General features: G+C 59.8%; 1 protein-coding gene. It reads left to right on the forward strand.

Annotated elements, in window-relative coordinates:
* On the forward strand, positions 1-1,196 hold a 1,196-nt coding region (locus HV796_RS42030), incomplete at its 5' end, for a hypothetical protein (protein WP_175233514.1).
* Positions 1,197-1,768 lie beyond the last annotated feature (572 nt).

The following is a 1,768-nucleotide window of genomic DNA, read 5'->3' on the forward strand; positions in this document are numbered from 1 at the left end:
TGAACGCTCCAGGGCGTCGACAGCCGGCTGCCCCTCTCCCAGGCAGCAGTCGCGCAAAGCCCCGTGCACGGTTCGTTCCGACATTACCTGAACACATCGATCTGCTGAAGGACCTGCCCGGGGAGCTGGCTCAGGCATACCGCTCTAACGTCAACCGGTTCCTGGTGCATCTGGAAGAGCGGGGACAGTCATGGTCGCAACTGGTGCCTGCGGGCAGCGGTGCGGGTGCGCGTCCTGCGGCGCTTGAACAGGCAGTCAACGAGGGTATCCGGCATCATGGCTTGCAGACCAACACGCGCGCTGCGCTCAATCATGCCTTCGGGTTCAGGCTGCAAGGCGACATACAAAAAGCGCCGGATCTTCAGGAGCACAAGGATCTGCTGAAGGATCTGCCCGAAGAACTGGATCAGGCACACCGCTCTAGCGTCAGGCGGTTCATGATGCATCTGGAAGAACAGGGACAGTCATGGTCGCAACTGGTGCCCGCGGGCAGCGGTGCGGGCGCGCGTCCTACGGCGCTTGAACAGGCGGTCAACGAGGGGATCCGGCATCATGGCTTGCCGACCAACACGCGCGCAGCCATCAACCAGGCCTTCAGGTTCAGGCTGCAAGGCGACATACAAAGAGCGACGGACCTTCAGGAACACAAGGATCTGCTGAAGAATCTGCCCAAAGAACTGGATCAGGTATACCGCTCTAACGTCAACCGGTTCCTGGTACATCTGGAAGAGCAGGGTCAGTCATGGTCCCAACTGGTGCCCGCGGGCAGCGGTCGGGATGTGCATCCTGCCGCGCTTGAACAGGCCGTCAACGAGGGCATCCGGCATCATGGCCTGCAGGCCAACACGCGCGCCGCGCTTAACCGGGCCTTCGGGTTCACGCTGCAAGGCGACATAAAAAGAGTTCGGCTCGCGCCGGAAATACAGGAGCACAAAAATCTGCTGAAAGATTTGCCCGAAGAACTGGATTCCGTATACCGCTCTAACGTCAACCGGTTCCTGGTGCATCTGGAAGAGCAGGGTCAGTCATGGTCGCAGCTGGTGGCCGCGGGCAGCGGTCCGGGTGTGCGTCCTGCGGCGCTTGAGCAGGTAGTCAACGAGGGTATCCGGCATCATGGCTTGCAGACCAGCACGCGCGCAGCCATCAATCGGGCCTTCGGGTTTAAGCTGCAAAGTAAGCCAGAAAAGCGGGGATAGTCCGGCCGACAGTGTCGCGACAACACTTCATGGCGACACAGGGACCCGCGCTGGCTCTAGTGCAAATAGCGGGAATAGTCGAGGAAACTGATTTTGACAGACTTATTGAGCAAAGAGGACCACATTCCAAACGGTCGGCGTAGCGGCATCCTTGAGGCCGAGCTCATCTGGAGTTCCGCAATGCCAGAAACCAATCAATTCCCGTCTTGCTAAAACGGAAAGGTCCTTATAGGCGGTGGGCAACCTGCGCGGTGAAACGCCTTGATTGTGCGCATGCAAGTTTTCGAACTCGGGCGGCCAATAGTAGCCGATGCAGCTGTGCTGGCGGTGGATGTTGTACCAGCTCTCCAGTGCTGACGGCGGCGTAGATCCGCACTTCCTGGGCGGCGCAAGCCGGGTAAATCACGCAAGTAAGAAGGGGGCCGTGCATGCCCCTTTCCGCTTTTCGTTGCGTCGGCATGCGACAGGCGTGGTTTAGCTTGAGCGGGTCCGCAATGCGTTCAGGCGGGCGGTGCATTTTGCGTTCGAACCACCACGCCTGTAGGCCTGTGCCGCCTTTGTGCTGTCGGGGA

The organism is Paraburkholderia humisilvae (assembly GCF_902859855.1).
In the GTDB taxonomy this organism is placed as follows: domain Bacteria; phylum Pseudomonadota; class Gammaproteobacteria; order Burkholderiales; family Burkholderiaceae; genus Paraburkholderia; species Paraburkholderia humisilvae.